Raw genomic sequence first — 18801 nt, forward strand, 5'->3', positions numbered from 1 at the left:
GCTCGGGCCGGAACAGTTGGCGATGGTTAACGCCGGATTCTTGTCCAGCAACAGGACAAGCGGGAATAACGCCTGATGTTGAGCTCGCGGCGCTTGGGGAGAAGATTACGAGCAGCTTCGGCAAAAGATATCCGCCAGCGCCTTGAATATCGCCGGCTTGCGTTCCACGCGGGCAATGGTTCGTGCGCCTTCGATGGCAGCGATCAACGCAGCTGCGCTAGCCGATGCGCGCGCGGGAGCGAAGCCGCAACCCCGGAGATGCTCGGCAATGATGTCGGTCAGATCGACAAATCCGCGTGCGACACGTTTGGTCAGTTCGGCGTCCAGCGGGGACAGCTCATTCGCCAGGTTTTGCATGAGACATCCATACTGGAAGTCGTCGGCAATCATTTCGGCCGCGATGGCCCCAAAAACCTGTTTGAAGAAATCCGGAGCGTTGCCTGTCGTATTCGCCGAGATCTGCCGGAACACAGCCGCTCGCTTCGCGACATAAGGATCGATGGTTTCCTCCGCCAGCTGGGTCTTGCCGCGCGGAAAGTGAAAGTAGAACGATCCCTTCGGCGAACCGCTCTCTTCAATGATCTGGTTCAACCCGGTCGCAGCATAACCCTGGATGCGAAACAGTCGTTCGGCGGTGGCGATCGCGCGGGCGCGGGCGTCGGTTTTACGTGGCATGGCGCAAACATACCCCGCCTCGCTTGACAGAGCTATGGTGATCGCCATACTATGGCGATCACCATAGTACGTGAATCCCGCAATGCCGCTCGAACGAGCGCCAATGGGGGTCACTCTGTCAGGAGATTTGCCTTGTCCCTCTCCATGTACGACGCCGCCGTTCCCGGCATGGTGCGCTCGCTGAAGAATCTCGACGCCATCCTCGACAAGGCAGCGGCCTACGCCGAGGGCAAGAAGGTGGACCCGGCCGTCCTGGTGGGCAGCCGGCTGGCCATCGACATGCTGCCCTTCTCGACCCAGATCCATCGCGCCACGGAAACAGCGAGAGGCGGCGCGGCGCGCCTGGCCCAAATGGACATCCCTGGCTACCCCGACGAGGACAAGACCGTGGCGGACCTGAAGGGCCGCCTCGCCAAGGCCATCGCCTTCCTGGAGAGCGTGCCGACGGAGAAGTTCGCAGGCGCCGAAGATCGCACCGTCACCCAGAAGCTCGCCGGCAACGACATGACCTTCCCCGCCGAGCAGTATCTGTTTGGCTTTGTGATCCCGAACTTCTACTTCCACGTCACCTGCGCCTACGCGATCCTGCGCCACAACGGGGTGGAGATCGGCAAGGCAGACTTTATCCGCGGGCTCTGAGGCGAAGCTTGCCGAGCGCGCCGCGACGGCGCCATCTGCCCATGGCGTGTACTCACGAACTTCAGCTTGGCAACGCAGAGCGGAAGTCTACGACCTTGAGCGTGTTCGGCGGCTCGTGGACCCTAAGCGGACCGCTAGGGGCCCCGGCGCGTTCGGGCCAGAATTTCGGAAGGGAGCTCACCAAACATTTTGCGGAAGTCCCTCGCGAAGTGTCCAAGATTTCCGAAGCCGCACTTGAAAGCGATTTCGGAGACGGAGTTTCGCTGATTTGCCTCCAGGAGCATCTGTCTCGCACGCTGCAATCGCAATGTCTTCGCAAATGCCATTGGCGTGTATCCGCGACTACTTTTGAAAGCCGCGTATAGACTACGGATGCTCGAGTCAGTGTGTGACGCAAGCTCCTCGATGGTGATAGCCCGATTCCAGGACGCCTCGATGTACTCCTCGGCCACGCGAACGAGGCGGGGGGCGGCCTCTCTGGAGGGGCCTTCAAGGAAATCGCTGAAGTTGTGCCGATAAGCTGAAAGGAGGGCAATGGTAATCGCCTGCTCAAGCTCCGTAAGAAGCACGTTCGGTAGCGGAGCGGATACCGAATTAATCTGTCTCGCCAAGAAAATGGTCAAGTCTCGCAGTATCTGAGAGTTAGTCTCTTTCGTTGGTGCAAACGGATCGAATATGAGCGGGCCCCGTGGTTTTGCACCCAAGATGGACAGCAACGCCTTGTCCAGCGCTGCACTTTCTATTCGAAGAAGAAGTTGCTCGTACCCCGCTTCGAACACCACGCGGATCGGCTGCCGCGCAGGCACGACGCAAGGCCGCTGCACGCTGACCGTAATTGCGCGGCCGTTAAGAATGGTCGTGGCCTTGCCCTTGATAGCGATCTGCAGTCGCGCAAAATCGCACTCCGGGAAATCGACGATTGTCTTCGCGCCATACCCGCAGAAGCTAAGACCGACATTCGTGATCCGAAGGTGATTGGCTTCGCCTTCGAAGCCATCCGGGTCAGGCACCTCGAATCCGGTCGCGCCGTAGACCGTGAACAGAGTGTGCCGCATCGCCTCCGGATCGACCGTCCGGATGATGGGAAATCGACTCAAGAGGCGTTCAGCGTCATCCAACATGGGAAGGCGAAAAATGGCCCTATTCCGGCACGGGGGACCTGTTTCACAGGCTCAAACCAGGATCGCACGAAGACAACCCTCGGGATTGATCCAAATCAAATGCCGAGGCCCAACGCTCAAATCCTGCCAGCACTGTCCAGTTTGTGACGGTTCGAATTGAGCCAAGAATGCAGATTCCGGTCAGAGAAAATATAATACGTCAACGTTTCCGACCGCGGCAAACTGTTGCTGATCGCGCGCACGTCAATCGCCGACGCCGAACACATATCCATGGTTCCCCGAGGTAAAACCAAACGAGGAGCGGGCGTGCGTACGCCCCTTGACACTTCGCCGAGGGGCAGTTCTGCGACCCTGGGCGTGGTGAGCACTGCCGGCGGCTCGAGACTGAAGAAAAATGAGTGGCCCGCTTACCCCTTGAGACGACCCCATCGAGAGGCACGAACCGTCCGGCAAACTGGATCAAAATCACTGACTACGTCCGGCACCGCACAGCCAGGAAATTGACGATTTGGCTGAGCTGAGGCTGCAAGGGAGGGAAGGATCGACATGAAGCGGCGGCGGGTTAAACAAAGCACTTCATTGGAACAACGACTGGCGCGGGAAGCGCAGCGCCTTAGAGCGCAGGCCGAATCGCTCCCTCGCGGGTCGAAGCGCGATGAATTGTTACGTAAAGCGGAACAGGCCGAAGCCGCTTCTCACATGAACGAGTGGCTTACATCGCCAGGATTGCAGCCATCCAAATAGAAACTCCGCCGAGGTGACGCAGGATGCAAGGCTACCGCGTATACTTGATCGGCTCGGACGGCCACATCATGAACCGCATCGAGTTCTGGTCGAAAAACGATGAAGAAGCCAAGCAGCACGCCGCAAGATACGTAGACGGCTACGACGTAGAACTATGGCAGCAAGGTCGGAAGATTTCAGAGTTTAAGGACTGCTCCCAGTAACTGTTCACAATGGAGTATCGAGGCGCGCAGATAAAGGTTCTCTGGACCATCGCTCCACGCGGCTGGCAATGGACCGTTCATTTTCAGCAGCACGAGGAGAGCGGATTTCATCGCTACAAGGAGGTGGCTATGTCTCATGCTCGTCGAGCGGCGGAAAAGTTGATCTTGAAATTTCAACAACCCAAGGCCGACCACTAGCACCGTAGCCACTGATCGGGATATGGCAACCATGAGCAAAGAGGGATCCGGAGCGCCAAAGGCGCCCAACGCCAACGAGGAGCGGGCGTCGGAAGAGCTTAAGCGAGTTGTCCGCGACTACATCGATGCGCAGCGTTCGCTTGTCGAAAAGCTGCGCCGGAAACTGAACTAAGGCTGCCCCAAGCTGACGACCTGAGCCATTTTGGGGCGGCACGTCCGCTTCGGGCCGACAGCTGTTCCTGAGCGACATCGTCCTTGGTCACCCAGCCCATCCATAGCAGCGCCAGGCGATCCCCGACATGCCAGCCGGCTAGTGCCAACAGCGCCAGGCTCGGCAATAACAGGTACAACAGCAGCCAGACGATCGGCCAGCAATTTACAGACTGTCTCTTAATGCGGTGTTGCCCGCATTGTTTTTGGCGTGGCCTGCCGCCGCCGGTATCGTCTGCTTCGGGTCACAAGCCGTTGAGTACACGCCCTAATTCAGGCCGCTTGCCCCCGCCAGCAGGCCCAGCACGATCGCGAACAATTCGTTCTGCGCGGAGATGCCGAGCCGCTCATAGGCGCGCTTGCGGTAGGTCAGGGTCGAATGCAGGCTGATGCCGAGTTCCTGCGAGATCGCCTCGGAACTGAGACCGAGCAGGATCTGGCGGCAGACCTCCTGCTCGCGCGGTGTGAGGTGCGTGAGCGGCGCGCGTTGCGAACAGCGCGGCGAGATTTGGCCGGGCGTCGCTGCCTGCTGGACATGACGCGCGAAGCTGGTGCCGATCGCAGACGCAATGGTCTGAAGGCGCGCCGCAAAACAGCGACCGGCTCAAGAGCGATGTTTTCGCCAACAATCGATGCCGAGATTCTCAGTACTTGGCGACGATCGGGCTGCCCCAACGATAGTTGATGCCGATGCGAACCAGGTCCAGGTTCGAGTCATTCATCGATTGATTGAAGCGCTGGACAAGGAGAGGAGGACCGGCAAAGGAGGCCCCGCTGTTCTGCGTCAGGAAACCGTTGTGATCCTGCAGCCAGATATGGAGGTATTCGGCCTTTACACTCCAATTGCCGGAAAAAGCATATTCCACGCCGGCACCGATCGTGCCGCCGACCGAGGTCGTCGTTGCCGAACCGACGTGGCAGTCGCCCAAACCATTGCGAGGATCCGCAGCACAGAGATCACCCGCGAAGGTCCAAGTCTGCGTACGGGAGAAACGCGTGTCACCGACGGCGAGGCCGCCCGTTACGTAGAACAGGGCACGATTTGTGGTGTACCCGACGCGCCCGCGGAAGGTCGCGAACCAATTGTGGTGGATCTGATCGAAGTCCTGCGCATTGTTGGGGCCGATCGTAAAGACCGCGCTCGTACGGTTCGCATTGAGGGACATCCCCTGAATGTCCGCTTCAACGCCCCATACCCACGATGTCGCCCGCTGCCAATTATAGCCGATCTGAATGCCGCCGAATCCGCCGCTTCCATTCGCTCCGCCGGCACCCGCAAGCGCCGCCAATGTCTGCGCCGATGCTATCCCGGCGCCATCAAAGAAGTTGTTGGAAACATCGTTGTTGCTCCAGATACCGCCGCCATTTGCACCGACATAGAAGCCAGTCCAGTTAAAGACCGGAGCAGGTGGCGGCGGCGCCTTGAGGGGGAGGTCTGCAGCTGAAGCAGTTACGGTACCGAAGGCGAGGGCAAGCATTCCGAAAGCAAATTGCTTCATCGATCGCTCCCTTTGTCCCTGTCCGGACCAAAACCTGGGAAGCCGGATCAGGTGACCATCTGTTTCTATCTGCTACCAAGGTTGCGGCAGCGGCAATCCGCCGCGCGGGTTCCCATGACGAATCTGCTTTCCATGTGTCATTTCGACCACATGCCGGCCAGCGACCCGCGGACCTGGATTCCCCTTGGAGTTCCCCTCAGTTCAGGCCGTGCGGTCCCGCGAGCAAGCCCAGCACGATCGAAAACAATTCGTTCTGCGAGGAAATCCCGAGCCGCTCATAGGCGCGCTTGCGGTAGGTCAGGGTGGAATGCAGGCTGATGCCGAGCGCCAGCGAGATCGCCTCGGAGCTGAGGCCGAGCAGGATGCGGCGGCAGACGTCCTGCTCACGCGGCGTCAGCGCCGAGAGCGGCGCACGCGAGGCGAACAACGCGGCGAGGTTCTGGTCTGGCGTCGCAGTCTGCTGGAAATGACGCGCGACACTGGCGCTGATTGCGGGTGCAATGGTCTGCAATCGCGCACGCTCGGCATCGCTGAATTGGCCCTGGGACGTGATGCGGTAGAAATTGACATAGAAGCAGGTGTCGTCAGTCCAGATCGCGGTGGCGCATTTGTCGACGATGTCGGAGTCGTTGAAGAAGATCTTGCGATAGCGCGCGCCATACATGCGCGGCGCGAACGACGGCAGCATGATCGGCGCGCTGCCCTCGGCCTCGAACAGCGCATCGCGGTTGGGATCGGATTCGTGGAACTGGCCCGCATAGGCCGCGCCGAGATCGCTGCCGGTCGGGATGTTGCCGGCATCGAGCAGGCACCGCGCGCGACCTGCGCGCGTCAGCGCAAACACCATGCAATGGCCGACGCCGGCCTGCCGGCGCAGCGTGTCGATGAGGGTGTTCGGGAAGTCGGGGCGGCCGATCGCGAGCACCGCGGGTGTGACGTCGCCGGCCAGTGGATTTGCGGGCGTCGCGTGAGGGCGCATGGGTTTCCTCCGCAAAGGTTCTTTTGCCGGAGGATATCAGCAAGGGGAGTTGGCCGGAAGTCGGCGGCGCCGGCTTGTGCCGCCTCTGGGTCCCGGCTCTGCGAAGCAGCACTGCGTGCTGCATCGCGTCCGGGACACGTGCCTCACAATCAGTCTCTTGCCCCGGACGCAGCGCAGCACGCAGTGATGCGCTGCTGAGCCGGGGCCCATGCCAGCGCCAGATCAGACGCCCTACCCCGCCGCGGCCTTCGCCGGCGCCACGTTGATGGCGAGCTTGCCGTAGCGGTCCGTGAACGCCTCGGTGTCGATCTCCTCCAGCTTGATCTCGCCGCTCATGACGCTCCTCTTCCAGGCCGCCTGGGCCGGATCGTTCTGGAACTCCAGCATCACCTCGCGGCCGAACAGCTCAAGCGATTCACAGATGTGCTCGTGGCTGTTCTTGCCGGCTTGATTCAGGAGGATGACCTGGTCGATGTGCGAGCTCTGGAATCGCTTGAGCTTCCTGCGGATGGTCTCGGGCGACCCGATCAGGCCGCCGCGCAGGGCCGCCTCCTGTGCCTCTGGATTGTCGCGCTTCCACTTGTTGTACTCGTCCCACATGTTGACCGTGTAGGGCGCGGGCCGCTGGCGGTTCTGCGAGGCGCCGTAGAAGCGCAGCGCGAACTGGAAGAAGGTGGCGCCGTCGGCGCGCGCACGCGCCTCTTCGTCGGTCTTCGCGCACATGAAGAACGACACCAGCGCCATGTTCGGATTGATCTCGTAGTCGGCGAGCTTGGCGAGACGCTTGGTCATCGCGTTGTAATAGGCGTGCACCCAGGCATGCGCGGCATCGGCGCTGACGAACTGGAAGCCGAGCGCACCAAAACCGTGGCGGCCGGCGCGTTCGATGGTCGGCAGCTGCGAGCAGGCCATCCATAGCGGCGGATGCGGCTTCTGCACCGGCTTCGGCACGACGTTGCGCAAGGGGATGTCAAAGTACTTGCCGTGGTGCTCGGCGCCTGCGTCCTTGAACATCGGGAAGATCGCCTGCACCGCTTCCTCAAAGACCTCCTTCTTGGTCTCCATGTCGCGGCCGAACGGCGTGAGCTCGGTGATGGACGCACTCTCGCCCATGCCGAATTCGCAGCGGCCGTTGGAGAGCAGGTCGAGCACCGCGACGCGCTCGGCGACGCGCGCCGGATGATTGGTGGTGAGCTGGAGGATGCCGTGGCCGAGCCGGATGTTCTTCGTGCGCTGGCTGGCGGCGGCGAGGAACGATTCCGGCGAGGGCGAGTGCGAATATTCCTCGAGGAAGTGATGCTCGACCACCCAGGCGTGGTCGTAGCCGAGCGTGTCGGCAAGTTCCATCTGCGAGAGCGCGTTCTGGTAGAGCTTCAGCTCGTCGCCAGCCACCCAGGGCCGTGGCAGTTGCAGCTCATAGAAGATGCCGAACTTCATGACGCCTCTCCCGCATTATTCTTTGTTGCGCTCATCTTAATGAGCGGGGCGGCACTGTCTACGGAGCAGCAATTCCGCCGTGCGGGAGAACGATCCCTTCACCGCATCCGGCGCTATGGCGCGGCGGAACCTTCCACCGCCACGACAGGGGCTGCTTCGCGCGGTGCGCGGCGGCCATTCAGCACCACGCCGATGAAGGTGAAGCGCACCAGCAGATGATAGCTCGCCAGCATCGGCGGAAACGCGACGGCGAGAATGATTGCGAACTTGACCGGCCCGGGCCAGTCGAGCTGCGACACCGCGACCTGCAGCGCCATCACGATCGGCATGTGGATCAGATAGAGCCAGTAGGAGGCATCGGCGAGGTAGCGCCAGGTCGGGCTGAAGCCGGACATGAAGCGGAGCGCGAGGCCGAGGACCGCGAAGGTCGAAATCCATATCGCCGGTGCGTAGAGGATGGCGGAGATCAGCCTGAGCGTGGCGAAGCTGACCGGCAGTTTCGAGGCGCCCGGCGACGACAGCATCACGGCTGACAGCACGAAGCTGACCAGGATCAGGCCGAGCGCGAGCAGGAGATGCGCCAACCAGCGTCGCTCGAGGATCCGCAGCAGGTCGATCTGCCGATGCAATAGCCAGCCGACGCCGAATGCGGTGCCGAAGCCGATCCAGGCCTGCGCATTGGTGATGAGCGATTGATCCGGCGTCCTCACGCCCATCACGTTGATCCATCGTGGGTCGAGGCAGAAAGCGATGCCGATCGGGATCGCCAGAACCAGCGGCGCAAGCGGGTTTCGCATGATCCCTGTGAAGAGGCCGTCGATGATCGTTCGCAGCGTGCCCGACGCATCAAGCCAGACAATTGCGCCGCGCAGCAGCAGCATGGCGACGTAGAGCTCCAGCAGCATATAGAGAAACCAGAGATGGGTCAGCGGGAAATTCGGCAGTGGCGGCAGCCAGCCGGACGTCCGGTGAATCAGACCGCCGTTCGGAAAGCCCGAGGCCCAGATGATCACCACAGCCATCGGCATGAACACGATCGGCCAGGCGATCACGAGCGGCAGGGCAATCCGCTGCAACCGGTCCTTGACGAACCCCCTGGCCCCCCGGCGGTGAAAGCTCATGCGGGCGAAGAAACCCGCCATCAGGAAGAAGGTCGTCATCCGGAAGACATGGATGGCGAAGGACAGCAGGCTCAGGGCGAGACTGGGATGAGTGTCCTGGATGATCCAGAACCGGGGCGAGGCCGGCACAAACGACAATGTCGCGTGCAGGACGATGCCGAGCAGCAGGGCAAAACCCCTGACCGCATCGAGGGCATGAAGGCGTTCCGAGGCAGGGGTGGCGGCGGTCAAACGGGACATGGCGGGCTCGGCTTGCTGGAGAACACCTTCTTCTTTCCGACAATGCCCGATCAGGTCAGGGCGCTCTTGCCCGATCCGGAAATCGGCTAGCCGATTTCTCGGCGCGGCTGGCCGATTTTGAGATCGCGATCGGTTTCCGGCCGGCTCAGGGCCTCGCGCCGGAATTCGCTCGGGGTCATGCCGGTCTCGGCCTTGAAGGCGCGATTGAACGGCCCGATCGACTGGAAGCCCGCGTCCATGGCGATGGTCAACACCGGAACCTCCCGCTGCGCCGCGTCGGACAGCGCCAGCTTGGCATCCTCGATACGATAGTGATTCAGGAACGCATTGAAGTTGCGATAGCCCAGCCCTTCGTTGATCGCCTGGCGTAGCCGATACTCGGGAACGTCGAGCCGAACCGCGAGCGCCCCGATCGCAAGACCTTCCTGCCGGTAGGTCCGTTCTACGGTCATCAGGTGGTCAAGGCGCCGGAGCAGGATCGGGTCGACGATGACCCGCCCCGCGGCGGCGCGACCGGCGACCCCGGCTTGTCTCCCCGCCTCGCCGGATGCAATCGCGGCCGTGGCGTCGTCGACGGCCACCGCTGCCGGTGCGCTGAACAGGCCGATGCCGGCGAGCATGGCCACGACGAACAGGCCGAGTGCGGTCGGCAGACTGCCGGGCGCGCCGGGAACCGCGACAGGAATTGCAGCGAAGCCGGCGACGGCGACGGCCGCGATGAGCACGACATTGATCGCGAGCATCGCCAGCCGCAGCCGGCGGCGCCGCGCGACCAGATCGGCGCGCCAGGTCTTGACCGTCTGAACTGCGGCAGCGAGGGCCAGCACCAGGCTGGCCAATGCCAGGACTCGCCCGGCTGCGCCAGCCAAAGCGGGCCAATGCGCCCAGCCCAGCGTGATCGCGAACCCATAGGCCACGATGCTCAGCCAAATGGCGCCGTGCCACCGCTTCAGCACGAAATCGTCGTCGAACGCCGCGCGCGCCCACAGCCAGAATATTGCAGGCTGCGCCCACAGGATCGGCAACGTCCACCACCAAGCCGCTTTGGGGAAGTTGGGCGCGGTCACGATCGCATAGAACATGCCGCCTGCGCACATCGCGATGCCCAGCGAAGCCTGTTGGCCGGTCGCACGACGCAGCCATGCGACGAGAATGATCAGCAGGAACACGCCGCTCGTCGCGCCGCGCAGCCCAAGATCGACGGCCGTGAGCCCCATCGCGTTCACAACTCGTATCCCCGTTCGAGGTCAAACTGTCGCACCGCCCCCGCGCCGACACAACCCAAACTTGCGGTTGCGGTCACGGCCGCAACCATCCTCGCAAATCGACGGATTGATCCAGATCAACGCCGCCGCGGCCCGAATGCATCAATAGTCCAGCAAGGCAACGGCCCGGATGCCGTCCCGATTCCCATACATTCAAAGAGACCGAATATGTCGGCCCCAGTCGACGCGACTTCACGCGTGCGCCGTAAGCGCATGGAGATTTTCGCTTTCCTGTTCCTGACCGCGGTCGTGATGCCCGTCCTCGCGGTGGGAACGGTCGGCTCATACGGGCTCGGCGTCTGGATCTACCAGATGTTCGCCGGCCCACCCGGCCCCCCGCCCTCCCCGCATTGATCATTCGAACAGCGAAAGACAGGCATCATGGCCCAAGCCAAACTCAACCGCCGCGCATTGCTCACCGGCCGGGTGCTCAGCGCTGAGCGCGTCATCTCACCGCCGGGCTGCGAGATCGCCAGCATCATCGTGCAGGCACGCCCCGAGCGGCTCGCCGAACTGGAAGCCGCGATCACCGCCCTCGCCGGCTGCGAGATTCACGGCCGCGATCCGCGCGGAAAGCTCGTCGTCGTGACCGAGGCGCCTGACGCAGGCGGCCTCGGCACCCTGCTCAACACCATCCAGTCGCTGCCCGACGTCTACTCCGCGGCGCTGGTTTTCCACGCCATCGAAACCGCCTGAGCAAGGAAGAGCCATCATGACATCGCCAAAGCTCGACCGCCGCCAGATGCTGAAACTGGAGGCCGCCGCGATCGCGGCCGCCGCCGCGGGCATGCCGGTGCCGGCGCTCGCCGCGAACCTCGTCGCAGAGCGCGACGTCGCAGAACTGAAATGGGACAAGGCCGCCTGCCGCTTCTGCGGCACCGGCTGCTCGGTGATGGTCGCCACCAAGGACAATCGCGTCGTCGCCACCCACGGCGACATCAAGGCCGAGGTCAATCGTGGCCTCAACTGCGTCAAGGGCTACTTCCTCTCCAAGATCATGTACGGCCACGACCGCCTGACGCAGCCGATGCTGCGCAAGACAGGCGGCAAATACGACAAGAACGGCGACTTCACGCCCATCAGCTGGACCGAAGCCTTCGACATCATGGAGGTGAAGTGGAAGGAGGCGATCAAGAAGCGCGGGCCGAACGGCGTCGCCATGTTCGGCTCCGGCCAGTGGACGATCTGGGAAGGCTATGCGGCGTCAAAGCTGTTCAAGGCCGGCTTCCGCACCAACAACATCGATCCCAATGCGCGCCACTGCATGGCCTCGGCCGTTGCCGGCATGATGCGCACCTTCGGCATCGACGAGCCGGCCGGCTGCTATGACGACATCGAGGCCACCGACGCCTTCGTGCTGTGGGGCTCCAACATGGCGGAGATGCATCCCATTTTGTGGACGCGCCTCGCCGACCGCCGGCTGTCCGCGCCGCATGTCCGCGTCGCCGTGCTCTCGACCTTCGAGCACCGCTCGTTCGACCTCGCCGACATCGGCATGATCTTCAAGCCGCAGACCGATCTCTATCTGCTGAACGCCATCGCGAACCACATCATCAAGACCGGCCGGGTCAACAAGGATTTCGTTGCCGCGCATACCATTTTCAGGCGCGGCCAGACCGACATCGGCTACGGCCTGAGACCCGAACATCCGCTGCAGAAGAAGGCGACGGGCGCGGCGAAGGCGAACGACTCCACCGAGATGAGCTACGACGAGTACGTCAAGTTCGTGTCGGACTACACGCTGGAGAAAGCCGCCGAGATGTCGGGCGTACCGCTCAATCGCCTCGAGGCGCTCGCCGAGATCTATGCTGACCCGAAGACAAAAGTGGTCTCGTTCTGGACCATGGGCTTCAACCAGCACACCCGCGGCGTCTGGTGCAACAACCTGATCTACAACATCCATCTTCTGACCGGAAAGATCTCCTCGCCCGGCAACAGCCCGTTCTCGCTGACCGGCCAACCCTCGGCCTGCGGCACCGCGCGCGAGGTCGGCACCTTCTCGCACCGCCTGCCGGCCGACATGGTCGTGACCAACAAGGAACACCGCACCAAGGCCGAGCATCTCTGGCTGCTGCCCGAGGGCACCATTCCCGACAAGCCCGGCGCACATGCCGTGCTGCAAAGCCGGATGCTGAAGGACGGCCTGATCAACGCCTATTGGGTGCAGGTCAACAACAACCTCCAGGCCGGCCCCAACGCCAACGAGGAGACCTATCCGGGCTTCCGCAATCCCGACAATTTCATCGTGGTCTCCGACGCCTATCCGTCGGTGACGGCGCTGGCCGCCGATTTGATCCTGCCGACCGCGATGTGGGTGGAGAAGGAAGGCGCCTATGGCAATGCCGAGCGACGCACGCAGTTCTGGCACCAGCTCGTCGCGGCACCCGGCGAGGCCAGGTCCGATCTCTGGCAGCTCATGGAGTTCTCGAAACGCTTCAAGATCGAGGAGGTCTGGCCGGAGGAGCTGATCGCCAAGAAGCCCGAGGTTCGCGGCAAGACGCTGTTCGACGTGCTCTACAGGAACGGCCAGGTCGACAAATTCCCTGTTACCGACATCGAGCCGGGCTATCTCAACGACGAGTCCAAGGCGTTCGGCTTCTACGTTCACAAGGGCCTGTTCGAGGAATACGCCTCGTTCGGCCGCGGCCACGGCCACGACCTCGCGCCGTTCGACACCTATCACCGGGAGCGCGGCCTGCGCTGGCCTGTCGTCAACGGCCAGGAGACGAAATGGCGTTTCCGCGAGGGCAGCGATCCCTACGTCAAGCAGGGCGCCGAGGTGCAGTTCTACGGCTATCCCGACGGCAAGGCGCGCATCTTCGCACTGCCTTACGAGCCGCCGGCGGAATCGCCCGACGGTGACTATCCGTTCTGGCTCTCCACCGGCCGCGTGCTGGAGCATTGGCATTCCGGCACCATGACGCGCCGCGTGCCCGAACTCTACAAGGCGTTCCCCGAAGCCGTCTGCTTCATGCATCCCGACGACGCGGCGGAAGCCAAGCTCCGGCGTGGCGACGAGGTGAAGGTGGTGTCGCGCCGCGGCTTCATCCGCGCCCGCGTCGAAACACGCGGCCGCGACCGGCCGCCGCGCGGCCTCGTGTTCGTGCCGTGGTTCGACGAATCCAAGCTGATCAACAAGGTGACGCTGGACGCCACCGATCCGATCTCGCTGCAAACCGACTACAAGAAATGCGCCGTGCGCATCGAGCGGGTGAACCTGTCATGATGAAACGATTTGGCATCGCCCTGCTCGCGGTCGCGATCGCCGCGGGCGCGAGCTCACTGACCGCGCAGACCGTCAATTCAGGCCTGCGCGGCCCGACCCCGCTCAATGACGAGGGCCCGGCGCCGCCGATGCTGCCGAACCGCAATACGTCCGAGCGGGAGGTACGCAACTATCCGGAGCAGCCGCCGGTCATCCCGCACACGATCGACGGCTACCAGATCGACCTCAACGGCAACAAATGCCTGTCCTGCCATGCGCGGGCGCGCACCGCGGAATCGCAGGCGCCGATGGTCTCGATCACGCATTTCATGGACCGCGACGGCCAGTTCCTGGCCTCGATCTCGCCGCGGCGCTTCTTCTGCACGGAATGCCACGTGCCGCAGAACACGGCGACGCCGCCGGTGAGCAACGATTTTACGGATATCGACACGCTGCTGTCGCGTGCAAGCCCCGGTGGCCGGCGATGACGGCTGTCGAGGAGCCAAAGGCGAAACGCGGCTTCATCCTGCGTTGCTGGGATTTCGCGCGCGAGCTCTGGCAGGTGCTGATCCGGCCGAGCTCGGTGTTCGGGCTCGGCGTGCTGGTGCTCGCGGGCTTTGCGGCCGGCGTGATCTTCTGGGGCGGCTTCAACACCGCGCTGGAATTGACCAACACCGAAAAATTCTGCACCGGCTGCCACGAGATGCGCGAAAACGTCTTCGCCGAGCTGAAATCGACCATCCATTTCAGCAACCGCTCCGGCGTGCGCGCGACCTGCCCGGACTGCCACGTCCCGCACAACTGGACCGACAAGATCGCGCGCAAGATGCAGGCCTCCAAGGAGGTCTGGGGCAAGCTGTTCGGCACGATCGACACCCGCGAGAAATTCCAGGACCATCGCCTCGAGCTCGCCGCGCATGAATGGGCGCGCTTCAAGGCCAACGATTCCCTGGAATGCCGCAACTGCCACAGCGCCGATTCCATGGACATCACAAAGCAGTCGCCACGGGCCTCGGTCGCGCATCAGCGCTTCCTGTTCACAGGCGAGAAGACCTGCATCGACTGCCACAAGGGCATCGCCCACCATCTGCCCGACATGCGCGGCGTCCCCGGCTGGCAATAGGCCAAGCTCCCACGGCGTCATGGCCGGGCTTGTCCCGGCCATCCACGCCCAACCACGCGGCACGAAGAACGTGGATGCCCGGGACAAGCCCGGGCATGACGACCTTCTGCGAGGCTTAGGTGCGGGTCCCTGGCGGCAATGGCGGCGCGCCCCCGCTTGAACCGGCGGGGCGAATGGTTAGTTTTGGGGGGTGGCGAATCGCTCCGTTTCGCCCCTCCTCAAGACAGACATGGCCACATTCACCCCGCATCAGGATGCCGCGCTCAAGGCCGTTGGCGACTGGCTCAAAGCCAAGCCGGGCCGTAACGGCACGCCGCCGGTGTTCCGGCTGTTCGGCTTTGCCGGCACCGGCAAGACCACGCTGGCGCGGCATATCGCTGACGGCGTCGACGGCGAGGTGAAATTTGCCGCCTTCACCGGCAAGGCGGCGCTGGTGATGCGCAACAAGGGTTGCGACGAGGCCTCCACCATCCATTCGCTGATCTACCGCGCCCGCGAATCCGGCGAGGAGCAGCCGAGTTTTGAACTCTGGGACGACGCGCCGGCGTCAAAAGCAAAACTGATCGTGATCGACGAATGCTCGATGGTCGATGCCGAATTGGGGCGCGATTTGATGTCGTTCGACTGCCCGCTGCTGGTGCTGGGCGATCCCGCCCAGCTGCCGCCGATCCAGGGCGGTGGCTTCTTCACCAACACCGAGCCCGATGCGATGCTGACCGAGGTGCACCGCCAGGCCCAGGACGATCCGATCGTGCGGATGTCGATGGACGTGCGCGAGGGACGCGAGCTCGACATCGGCCGCTACGGCGAGAGCGAGGTGGTGTCGCGGAAAGAGCTCGACCCCGACCGCGTCATGAGCGCCGACCAGGTGCTGGTCGGCCGCAACAACACAAGGCGCGCCTACAATATACGGGTGCGCCAGCGCCAGAACATCGAGGACGTCTTCCCGGTCGCCGGCGACAAGCTGGTGTGCCTGCGCAACAACCGCAAGAAGGGCCTGTTCAACGGCGGCCTGTGGCGCGTGAAGTCGCGCAACACCTCGCGCTCGAAATCGCGCATCCTCTCGATGCGGCTGTCGCCGGACGAGGATTTCGGCCACAAGGTGACCAAGGTCTCGGTGCGCGCCGACTGCTTCGAGGGCGGCGTCGAGGCGATCGCCTGGGAGCAGCGCAAGCCCTATGACGAGTTCGACTACGGCTACGTGCTGACCGTGCACAAATCGCAGGGCTCGCAATGGGACGACGTCGTGCTGTTCGACGAGAGCTTTGCGTTTGGGGAGAGCCGCGCAAGATGGCTCTACACGGGGATCACGCGCGCGGCGAAAAGGTTGAGTATCGTCGTGTGACGCTGCCGCTGGTTGGTTAGATTAGCCTTTTAGTAGCCCCAGGCATAATACCGTCATGGGTATGACCGAACGTGGTCTGGCTGCGAAACGATCAGGATGTTTGGCGAGAAGTTTCGTGAGCTTTTCTGCCTCATGGGTTGTGCGGACGAAGGCAACCTGAAGCAGACTGGGCAACTCGAAGTCACCCCTACATCGCCATTCGCGCTCGTGGAGCCAGCTAATCCAGCCATCCGTGTTTTGCTCGAAGCGCACGACACGCCACTGCTCATCTAGCGGAATCCCAAGTTGTTTTAGCTCCGCATTTGATAAATAGAGAACTGGCCGGCAACCTTTCCTGTGCGCGTATCGCTTCGTAACGGCAATGCCGTAGGGTTCGTATCGCGGCTTCTGCCGATCGGTGTTTTCCGGCGTCAGAACATACTTGAGCGAAGCGAAGGGTACATCCATGAAGCATGCCGCGGGATGCGGGCCCTTTATCATGCCCGTCTTCTTCTCGCTGCCCCATACCTCTCCGGTCTTCAGGATATTGACGAGATTGTCGTAGGCCGAATGTCTGTCAAGCTTTGAGGTGTTCTTCGTCAAGTGAAGTATGTACGGCGTGAGATCGGGCCGGGCGTTGAAGGGCAACTTATCGAACTTCACGGGCAAAGAGATCCTCCATTGCGGCGCGTTTGAGCGTCCACGTTCCTGCAAAACCTGTCGCTTGATCAACACCAAAAGCAGCGACGGATCGTGCTGTGGACCCCGATCTCAAGAGGACGGCGTGGAATTTTCAATAGCCGGGTTAGGCGGGTCGCGGCGCTTCCGGTTCGCCATGAACGTCCGAACCGAAACGTAGGTCGAAATGACCCCAGCGGTCGTGCCGATAACTGCAGCGATCGTGCAGATGATCGTTGCGATTGGCATGAAGGATTGCATCGTTATCTCCATAGGCCGTAAAGCTTTCGCTCTTCAGTGGCCAGAAGATAATTCGCGAACACCTTGCACAACAATACTAGGCGAATACGAAATTCGCGTGCGTACTCAACTGGATGAACCACGATTAAACACAGTTTCATTTAGCCATTACACGCAGAGAGTCGCCACTGTTGTGCGCTGGACGCAGTATAGCGATCGACCCCCCCCTGTCATTACTGCTGTAGGGTGAAATGGGGTGAAATGGGCTGAAGTTTCTTGAATTGCGCTTCTACAACGCTAAGCTGCGTCGATACTTAAAGGCTTAGGGGAGGGATAGTCGACAGGACTGCCCTCATTCAGGGTGGAAATGTCCTTCCAGCAAGAAATTGCCGGGCAAAATCGACCGGCCAAGAGACCTGCGACGCTGACGGGCTTGCTGCTCCATCGCATCGCTATGAATCCCTATGCTGAAAATGTCCAAATGGATTCCGCTTGGTCAGCCGAGCATGTCGGCAAGCCTCGTTTCCGCATTGGCGGCATGGCATGGTTCCGCGACATCACGGGCCTTACCGGTGAGAAACTCTACGACGTGCGGAAGGATGCAATCCGGGAAGCCAAGCTCAGCCGCTGGCACGAGATGGAAGGAGTTTCCCGGTTGGTTGCCCGCAAACAAGAAGCGAACTGGGACACGACGGCGCGGCCACAATACTTCGAAGCCATTGCGGGAAAGCCGCTTCTCCTCGTAAAGGCCGCACAGATTCTTCTTTCCTGCGAACTTGCGCTTGACCAGCTTCTCGAAGAGGAAAAGGCTAAGGGCGCTCCGGCCGCGAACGCCGCATCTAGCGCCGGCGACATCCGACCAACATCCCTTGATGAACTCACATCCGGCGCAGACATCTACCGCTATATGGCGGTCATCCCCGCCTGTTGGAATATTGGCGACTTCGATGAGCAGTATCTTCGGGATCGGATTGGCGCGGATTCGACCTTCCTCGATCAGCTTGGTGAAGCGACCGGCCAAACCGACCACGACGTCTTCCGCGAACTAGCAAAAGGCCACACGGTGACGTTTGGTTTGGCGCGCAAAATCAAAACCTTCTGCGATCAGAAGGTGCCGGTTGGACAAATCAGGTGCCGCGAGGGCCAAGATAAGCTTGGCTCGAAGCGCGCCGTGGCCCTTGAGGAAATTGCCCCCTGACGTCAGGGGATTAGATGCAAATGCGTTGGCTTTGATGCGCGCGCAACTTGCGCGTCACGTTCGCTCCGGCTGTCGCGCAGCGCAATGAGATCTTCGAGGCTAGGATCGGTAGGACGATTCCACCCCGGCGCACGCATGCCGAAACCAAGGTCTCGTTGCGAAAGCAGTATCTTGAGTTGTCCGACCGTGGATTCAGGATTTCGCAATACCGCAATGCTCGCGGCATAAACGAGTACCTGCGCTTCCGTCAGTTGTACGACATCACCTACGAAGCCGTGGCCACACCTTGCCAACCGATAGCTCAAGAACATCAGATCATGCGCCAAACGACCGCGTAGCGCTCGGCGCGAAATGAAATTCGACAGATACCCGCTAAGCAATAGATAGCGCCGCCGAGGAACGAGGCGGATGATGTCCGATGAATGTGGAGCCGCTTTTTCTAAGGTACGCAAAACTGAAAGCCGGTTGAACAGGGACTTGATCTCTACCAGCCCAAGGTCGGCCCACTTGCCTGAACTGTCAACTGTCCCAAAGTACGCGGCGATTTGGCCAGCAATGATATTGCAGTGCCGCCGATCAAGGCTCACAAGGTCGAAAGGCAACGCCAACTGAGGAGGGGAGTGATTAGCAATCGACCGAACTGTAGAGCGAGAACGTGTCACCCTGATGTCCACCTGTATATTGAGGGACGTAACAGGAAGC

Annotated in this window: 19 protein-coding genes and 1 pseudogene; 9 read left to right on the top strand and 11 right to left on the bottom strand. The window is 61.9% G+C overall.

Annotated features, from left to right (window positions below):
• Positions 1-105: 105 nt before the first annotated feature.
• Positions 106-675 (bottom strand): TetR/AcrR family transcriptional regulator, encoded by a 570-nt coding sequence (locus AC1RR3_RS02230; RefSeq protein WP_492819776.1) that lies wholly within the window; start codon positions 673-675, stop codon positions 106-108.
• 132 nt (positions 676-807) lie between these two features.
• On the opposite strand from AC1RR3_RS02230, the gene AC1RR3_RS02235 reads away from it, so the two are divergent.
• Positions 808-1314: a DUF1993 domain-containing protein gene (locus AC1RR3_RS02235; protein ID WP_492818905.1), complete on the top strand. Its 507-nt coding sequence runs from the start codon at positions 808-810 to the stop codon at positions 1312-1314.
• 134 nt (positions 1315-1448) lie between these two features.
• On the opposite strand, the gene AC1RR3_RS02240 is transcribed toward AC1RR3_RS02235, so the two are convergent.
• A complete protein-coding gene (locus tag AC1RR3_RS02240; RefSeq protein WP_492818907.1) occupies positions 1449-2435 on the bottom strand; it encodes an AraC family transcriptional regulator in 987 nt (328 codons plus the stop codon).
• Positions 2436-3611: 1176 nt separating this feature from the next.
• On the opposite strand from AC1RR3_RS02240, the gene AC1RR3_RS02245 reads away from it, so the two are divergent.
• The gene (locus AC1RR3_RS02245; protein WP_492818909.1) at positions 3612-3752 is read left to right on the top strand and encodes a hypothetical protein; all 141 of its coding nucleotides are present in this window, start codon (positions 3612-3614) and stop codon (positions 3750-3752) included.
• Between the two features lie 306 nt (positions 3753-4058).
• On the opposite strand, the pseudogene AC1RR3_RS02250 reads toward AC1RR3_RS02245, so the two are convergent.
• The 6 genes and pseudogenes from AC1RR3_RS02250 to AC1RR3_RS02275 form a co-directional block, all read right to left on the bottom strand.
• Positions 4059-4376 (bottom strand): annotated as a pseudogene (locus AC1RR3_RS02250) (helix-turn-helix domain-containing protein); the annotation flags it as partial.
• Between the two features lie 58 nt (positions 4377-4434).
• Entirely contained in the window at positions 4435-5289 is an 855-nt protein-coding gene (locus tag AC1RR3_RS02255) for an outer membrane protein (protein ID WP_492818911.1), read from the bottom strand.
• A 196-nt stretch (positions 5290-5485) separates the two neighbouring features.
• Entirely contained in the window at positions 5486-6268 is a 783-nt protein-coding gene (locus tag AC1RR3_RS02260; protein ID WP_492818913.1) for a helix-turn-helix transcriptional regulator, read from the bottom strand.
• A 231-nt stretch (positions 6269-6499) separates the two neighbouring features.
• Positions 6500-7705, bottom strand: a complete 1206-nt coding sequence (locus tag AC1RR3_RS02265; RefSeq protein WP_492818915.1) for an LLM class flavin-dependent oxidoreductase — start codon at positions 7703-7705, stop codon at positions 6500-6502.
• A gap of 113 nt (positions 7706-7818) precedes the next feature.
• Entirely contained in the window at positions 7819-9066 is a 1248-nt protein-coding gene (locus tag AC1RR3_RS02270) for an acyltransferase family protein (RefSeq protein WP_492818917.1), read from the bottom strand.
• Between the two features lie 86 nt (positions 9067-9152).
• Positions 9153-10283, bottom strand: a complete 1131-nt coding sequence (locus AC1RR3_RS02275; protein WP_492819778.1) for an AraC family transcriptional regulator — start codon at positions 10281-10283, stop codon at positions 9153-9155.
• Between the two features lie 216 nt (positions 10284-10499).
• On the opposite strand from AC1RR3_RS02275, the gene napE reads away from it, so the two are divergent.
• From napE to AC1RR3_RS02305, 6 genes are all read left to right on the top strand, one after another.
• The gene (gene napE / locus AC1RR3_RS02280; protein WP_492818919.1) at positions 10500-10685 is read left to right on the top strand and encodes a periplasmic nitrate reductase, NapE protein; all 186 of its coding nucleotides are present in this window, start codon (positions 10500-10502) and stop codon (positions 10683-10685) included.
• 27 nt (positions 10686-10712) lie between these two features.
• The gene (locus tag AC1RR3_RS02285; protein ID WP_492818921.1) at positions 10713-11027 is read left to right on the top strand and encodes a chaperone NapD; all 315 of its coding nucleotides are present in this window, start codon (positions 10713-10715) and stop codon (positions 11025-11027) included.
• Between the two features lie 16 nt (positions 11028-11043).
• Positions 11044-13557: a nitrate reductase catalytic subunit NapA gene (gene napA / locus AC1RR3_RS02290; protein ID WP_492818923.1), complete on the top strand. Its 2514-nt coding sequence runs from the start codon at positions 11044-11046 to the stop codon at positions 13555-13557.
• The gene (locus AC1RR3_RS02295; RefSeq protein WP_492818925.1) at positions 13554-14024 is read left to right on the top strand and encodes a nitrate reductase cytochrome c-type subunit; all 471 of its coding nucleotides are present in this window, start codon (positions 13554-13556) and stop codon (positions 14022-14024) included. Before napA ends, AC1RR3_RS02295 begins: the two co-directional genes overlap by 4 nt.
• On the top strand, positions 14021-14659 hold the full coding sequence (locus AC1RR3_RS02300; protein WP_492818927.1) for a NapC/NirT family cytochrome c: 639 nt from the start codon (positions 14021-14023) through the stop codon (positions 14657-14659). The genes AC1RR3_RS02295 and AC1RR3_RS02300 overlap by 4 nt, the downstream gene beginning before the upstream one ends.
• 229 nt (positions 14660-14888) lie before the next feature.
• Complete coding sequence (locus AC1RR3_RS02305) at positions 14889-16004, top strand: ATP-dependent DNA helicase (protein ID WP_492818929.1); 1116 nt, start codon at positions 14889-14891, stop codon at positions 16002-16004.
• Between the two features lie 21 nt (positions 16005-16025).
• Here the strand turns inward: AC1RR3_RS02305 and AC1RR3_RS02310 are convergent, their stop codons facing one another.
• Together AC1RR3_RS02310 and AC1RR3_RS02315 are read right to left on the bottom strand one after the other, a co-directional pair.
• Complete coding sequence (locus AC1RR3_RS02310; protein WP_492818931.1) at positions 16026-16646, bottom strand: hypothetical protein; 621 nt, start codon at positions 16644-16646, stop codon at positions 16026-16028.
• A 108-nt stretch (positions 16647-16754) separates the two neighbouring features.
• A complete protein-coding gene (locus tag AC1RR3_RS02315) occupies positions 16755-16922 on the bottom strand; it encodes a hypothetical protein (RefSeq protein ID WP_492818933.1) in 168 nt (55 codons plus the stop codon).
• A 346-nt stretch (positions 16923-17268) separates the two neighbouring features.
• On the opposite strand from AC1RR3_RS02315, the gene AC1RR3_RS02320 reads away from it, so the two are divergent.
• Complete coding sequence (locus tag AC1RR3_RS02320; protein WP_492818935.1) at positions 17269-18099, top strand: hypothetical protein; 831 nt, start codon at positions 17269-17271, stop codon at positions 18097-18099.
• 2 nt (positions 18100-18101) lie between these two features.
• Here AC1RR3_RS02320 and AC1RR3_RS02325 read toward each other — a convergent pair whose 3' ends face one another.
• Entirely contained in the window at positions 18102-18761 is a 660-nt protein-coding gene (locus AC1RR3_RS02325) for a hypothetical protein (RefSeq protein WP_492818937.1), read from the bottom strand.
• Positions 18762-18801 lie beyond the last annotated feature (40 nt).

Source organism: Bradyrhizobium sp. GW821-FHT13H05, assembly GCF_058804065.1.